The organism is Microbacterium sp., from assembly GCF_029263575.1.
Classification (GTDB): Bacteria; Actinomycetota; Actinomycetes; order Actinomycetales; family Microbacteriaceae; genus Microbacterium.
The window spans coordinates 1-4,864 of the sequence record NZ_JAJUFV010000192.1 but is presented as its reverse complement, the minus strand read 5'-3'; the positions used below and the strand labels follow the sequence as shown (position 1 = coordinate 4,864).

The 4,864-nt window shown below is 67.8% G+C and carries 4 protein-coding genes and 1 pseudogene; 4 read left to right on the top strand and 1 reads right to left on the bottom strand.

Annotated elements, in window-relative coordinates; genetic code table 11:
* The 3 genes from Q1J95_RS14435 to Q1J95_RS14425 form a co-directional block, all read left to right on the top strand.
* The coding region (locus Q1J95_RS14435; RefSeq protein ID WP_300268792.1) for a PDZ domain-containing protein at window positions 1-274 on the top strand (274 nt) is incomplete at its 5' end.
* 66 nt (window positions 275-340) lie between these two features.
* Window positions 341-1,594 carry a CDP-glycerol glycerophosphotransferase family protein gene (locus Q1J95_RS14430; protein ID WP_300268790.1) on the top strand — a complete coding sequence of 418 codons (1,254 nt, stop codon included), beginning with the start codon at window positions 341-343 and terminating at the stop codon, window positions 1,592-1,594.
* Window positions 1,591-3,027: a CDP-glycerol glycerophosphotransferase family protein gene (locus Q1J95_RS14425; RefSeq protein ID WP_300268787.1), complete on the top strand. Its 1,437-nt coding sequence runs from the start codon at window positions 1,591-1,593 to the stop codon at window positions 3,025-3,027. Before Q1J95_RS14430 ends, Q1J95_RS14425 begins: the two co-directional genes overlap by 4 nt.
* A 150-nt stretch (window positions 3,028-3,177) precedes the next feature.
* Here the strand turns inward: Q1J95_RS14425 and Q1J95_RS14420 are convergent, their stop codons facing one another.
* Window positions 3,178-4,203, bottom strand: a complete 1,026-nt coding sequence (locus tag Q1J95_RS14420; RefSeq protein ID WP_300268784.1) for a glycosyltransferase family 2 protein — start codon at window positions 4,201-4,203, stop codon at window positions 3,178-3,180.
* A 98-nt stretch (window positions 4,204-4,301) separates the two neighbouring features.
* Here Q1J95_RS14420 and Q1J95_RS14415 point away from each other — a divergent pair.
* Window positions 4,302-4,864: pseudogene (locus tag Q1J95_RS14415) on the top strand (hypothetical protein); the annotation flags it as partial.

Genomic DNA, 4,864 nt, shown 5'->3' with positions numbered 1-4,864 from the left:
GCTCGGTGCCTCCGTGCGCGATGCCGCCTCGGTGGCCGACGCATCCGTCGCCGGTGCGTACATCGTCGAGACCACCCCCGATGGAGGTGCGGCCGAAGCCGGGCTGAAGGAGGGCGACATCGTCACCTCGTTCAACGGCGCCCCGATCTCCAACGCGACCGACCTCACCGCGCAGGTGCGCGCGGCGGGCGCCGGAACGGATGCCACCCTCACGTATGTTCGCGACGGTGAGTCGTTCGATATCGATGTGACGCTGGGGGAGCTCAGTCTGTGACCGAGTGACCGAATCTGCTCCGCCTGATTCTCAGGGAAGGACGCCACCGCGCGATAGGCTCGCCAGGTGGCGTCCTTCTCTTTCGGCTCGGGCAATGCAGCCAAGCTGCTTCGGTTCCCGTTATATGCCGTCGGGCGCATAGGAACACTTCTCGTGCCTCGTGGGCGTCGATGGGTCTTCGGATGCGGTGCGGGCGTCGGTGACGGAGCTCTCGCGCTGTGGCGGGTCGCGACAGCGCAGGGGCACGACGCCGTGTGGTTGACGTCGTCTCACCGTGAGCGAGCGGATGCCGCGGCTCTCGGAATCCCCACGATCTCGAAGATGTCGCTGCGGGGGTGGTGGGCGACAGCCCGTGCCGGAGTGCTCGTCGTGACGCACGGCCTGGGAGACGTGAACCGCTACGCGGTGTCGGGCGGTTTCGTCACGCAGCTGTGGCACGGCATCCCGCTCAAGCGCATCGGGCTCGACTCGCCCGCGACGACCCAGGTTCCCGATGTTCCGGCCGCAGGGTTGCTTCGCCGTCTGGTCGGGCTGCTGTATCGCGCAGCGGCGCAGCGCATCCGCGTCATGCCGGCGGCATCCGATCGTGCGAGGGGGCGGCTGGAATCGGCCTTCGCGCTCGGTGACGGCCGCGTCGTCGTCACGGGGGAGCCGCGTGTGGATGTGCTCTCGGCCGGTACGGCCGACGAGCGGCGCGCCGCGGCATCCGCTCTGCTCGCCGACGTGACGAGTCCGGTGGCGCTGAACGCGCGTGCGGTGCTGTACGCGCCGACCTGGCGTGACGGCGAAGACGACCCGTCGGTGCCGACGGCCGCGGAGTGGGTGCGCATCATCGCGCTTCTGGAGGCGCAGGATGCGGTGCTGTTCGTGCGGTCGCATCCGCTCGGTGCTGGCGAGTATCAGCCGCCGCTTCCCAGTGCACGCGTGCGCACACTCGACTCCGACGTGCTGCGTGATGTAACGCCGGCGCTGCCGCGATTCGACGTGCTCATCACGGATTACTCGTCGCTGGCTTACGACGTCGGCTTGCTGGGGATGCCGGTGCTGTATCTCGCGCCGGATGCCGAGGACTACGCCCGCACGAGAGGCTTCTACGGGCGCTACCAGGATGTCGCCGGCGACGACGTCGCGCAGAACTGGCGCGGGTTGCTCGACCAGTTGGAGACGCTGCTCACCGACGAGAGTGCCTTCACCCGGCGTTCGGATCAGTCGAGTACGCTCAGCGCACATATGCACGCATACCGTGATGGACATAGTGCCCGGCGCGTGTATCGCGCGATACGGGCCCGGGGAATTCCCGCGCCGAAGGGAGCACGATGACGACCGTCCGCATCGATGAGCAGGCGGAGACGCTGATCATCGCAGGAACGGGCCCGAAGCCGGCCAGCGGCAGCCTGCAGGGTCCGCGTGCGCGTGTCGACGCGAAGATGACCGGCGGCGGCAAGACCTGGAAGGCGACCTTTCCGCTTCGCACGGCGCGGTGGGGCGGAGACGAGCTACCGCTGCCGTCGGGAACGTATGAGCTGCAGGTAGCCGGAACCGACCTCGACGAGTTGGACCTCGAACCCGAACAGCTGCCGACGCTTCGTATCGCGCTGCACGGCTCGGAGGTTCAGATCGCCCCGCCGCTCGCGCCGATCTACGAATCCGCCGAGGGTCAGTCGATTCTCGAGGGGCGGTATGTCGCACAGACCGGCGGCACGGAGAACGCGGTCTTCTTCGAGAGCTTCTACGGGCAGAGCGTGGGGTGCAACCCCTGTGCGATCGATCGTGAGCTCGCCGCCCGCGCCCCGAGCGTCACGCGCTACTGGAGCGTGACCGATCTGTCTGTTGCGGTTCCCACCGGTGCGATCGCTGTCGTCGAAGGTAGCCCGGAATGGTGGCGCGCCCGTGCGGCGGCACGGCTGCTGGTCGTGAATGACTGGTTGCGCCGCCGGTTCGCGCGCAAACCCGGGCAGCGCGTGCTGCAGACGTGGCACGGCACGCCCCTCAAGCGGCTCGCGTTGCATCGGCCCGGGTTCGACCCGCGCCGTATGGCCGCTGTTGTCAAAGAGTCGCGGCGGTGGGATGTGCTGCTGGCGCAGAACCGGTACTCGGAGCGCATCCTGAAGAAGGCCTATGCGTTCTTCGGCAAGCCGATCTGGGTTGACGGGTATCCGCGCAACGACCTGCTCTCGACCGAAGACGGTGCGGCGACCCGCGAGGCGTTGGGGATCGGACCGTCCGAGCGGGTGCTGTTGTATGCGCCGACCTGGCGGGACGACCGTGCCGAGATCGTCGATTTCGTGGATCCGCAGCGGTTGGCTGAGCAGACCGACTCGGTGGTGCTCGTGCGCGGGCACTCGCGCACGCTGCGGCCGGGGCGCGACCAGTCGGGCGCGCGCGTGATCGACGTGACCGGATACCCCGAGACAGCCAGGCTGCTGCTGATCGCGGATGCCCTGATCACCGACTACTCGTCTGTCATGTTCGACTACAGCGTGACCGGCAAGCCGATGTTCTTCCTCGTGCCGGATCTGGAGCACTATCGCGGCGAGCTGCGTGGCTTCTACTTCGACCTTGCCGAGCGTGCCCCCGGGCCGCTGGTGACGACGCAGGACGAACTGGTCGCGGCGCTGGCCGATGACACGATTCCGGCGGCGTACGCCGGTCGCTACGCTGCGTGGCAGAAGCAGTTCAACACCCGCGACGACGGCCATGCCGCCGAGCGCGTCGTCTCCCGCATCCTCGACCTCGGCTTCGTCGACGCCTAGCCCGTCGCCCGGCAGTCCCCCCTCACCGGCACACTTGTAGGCCCAGATCCCACTTGTCTGTCGGATTCCGGGTTTTTCACCGGCATCCGGGATCTGAGCAGACATCTGTACCGGGCCACCGGCCACCCCAGTCGGGCTCACCCACCCGGCCTACGGCAGCGGCGTGTTCCGATTGCCGAGCCGCGAGGCGTCGACGGTGTCGCGGGCGCCGCGCAGCAGCCCGCCGATGAATCCGAATCCCCATGAGACGTGCATGGTGGGCAGCACGGCGAGCGTCCAGATTCTCTCGCGCAGACTGCGCTCGCCGCCGGGGCGCAGTGCCATGGCGAGCACGAGCAGGGCGTAGGCGACGAGCGGGAGATACACGACGGATGCCACGACCGCAGCGATACCGTGCACGACGCCGACGACCTGCAGCACCGCGACGACGATCGCGAGCACGAGGTTCAGCACCAGAGCGGGCGGCGCGAAGAAGCGCAGACCGTTGCTGCGGCCGAAGCGGCGCACGAGTTCGCCGCGCCACGCTCCGGTCGCGCGGAACTGTCGGGCCAGGCGCCACCAGCTCTCGCGCGGCCAGTAGGTAACCGACAGTTTCGGGTCGAGCCAGACTTTGTGCCCGGCCTGGCGGATGCGCAGGTTCAGTTCCCAGTCTTCGCCGCGACGGATCGACTCGTCGAACAGCCCGACCTCGTCGAGCACCGAGCGGCGCATGACGCCGAGGTAGGCCGATTCTGCTTCTCCTTCGTAGGCGGTGCCGTGGTAGACCCCGCCGCCGAGGCCGACGCGGGAGTTGTATGCGCGCGCGACGGCTGTCTGGAAGGGCGTGCGCCCGTCGGCGCGCATGACCCCGCCGACGTTCGCGGCTCCGGTGCGCTCGAGGGTGGCGAGGGCGCGCTGGGCGTAGCCGGGGGAGAGTTCGGAGTGGGCGTCGACGCGCACGATGGTGGGGTAGCGGCTGGCGCGGATGGCGGCGTTGAGGCCGACGGGGATGTGCGCGGCCGGATTGTGGACGAGCCGCACTCGTTCGTCGGATGCTGCGAGGCGCTCGGCGAGTTCGGTGGTTCCGTCGGTTGACGGCCCGAGGGCCAGTACGAGCTCGGACGGCCCGTCGAGCTGTTGTCCGAGCACCGAGTCGACGGCGTGCTCGAGGTACGCGCGCTCGTTCAGCACAGGCATGACGAACGAGACTCCGCCGGAAGGTGTTGCCGAATCGTTCTCTTGCACCCCCCGATCATGTCATGTGTACAGGGGTACTCCCTGAGTAGGCTGGATAGGTGAGCGCTATGTCGGATGTGAAGAAGGCTTTTCGCCTCTTGCGACGCGCACTGCGCTCGAGAAAAGCAGTGCAGCGCGTCAGGCGCACGATTGCTTCTGCGCCGCCGCATCCGACCGATCACTACAAGATCGCGGTCTACTTCGCCGACGGCGCAGTCAACATGTACCAGATACGCCAGTGGTATCGCCCGCTCGCCGGGCTGAACGAGAAGTGGCCTGTTGTCGTGCTGGCGCGCAATGCCGGCGGGGCCGAGGCGATCATCGATGATGGCGGGCCGAAGGTGGCGTTCGTGCCGACCGTCCGTGATCTCGAGCGCTTTATCCGCAGCCAGGACATCCGCGTCGTCCTGTATGTGAATCAGAACACCCGCAACTTCCAGATGTTCCGGTACGGCCGACGCTGGCACGTGTTCATCAACCACGGCGAGTCCGACAAGATGTACATGACGACCAACCAGTACAAGGCGTACGACTACGCGCTGGTGGCGGGCCAGGCGGCGCGTGATCGGCTCAGCCGCACGCTGTGGGATTTCGACATCGACGCCCGCACGATGGAGATCGG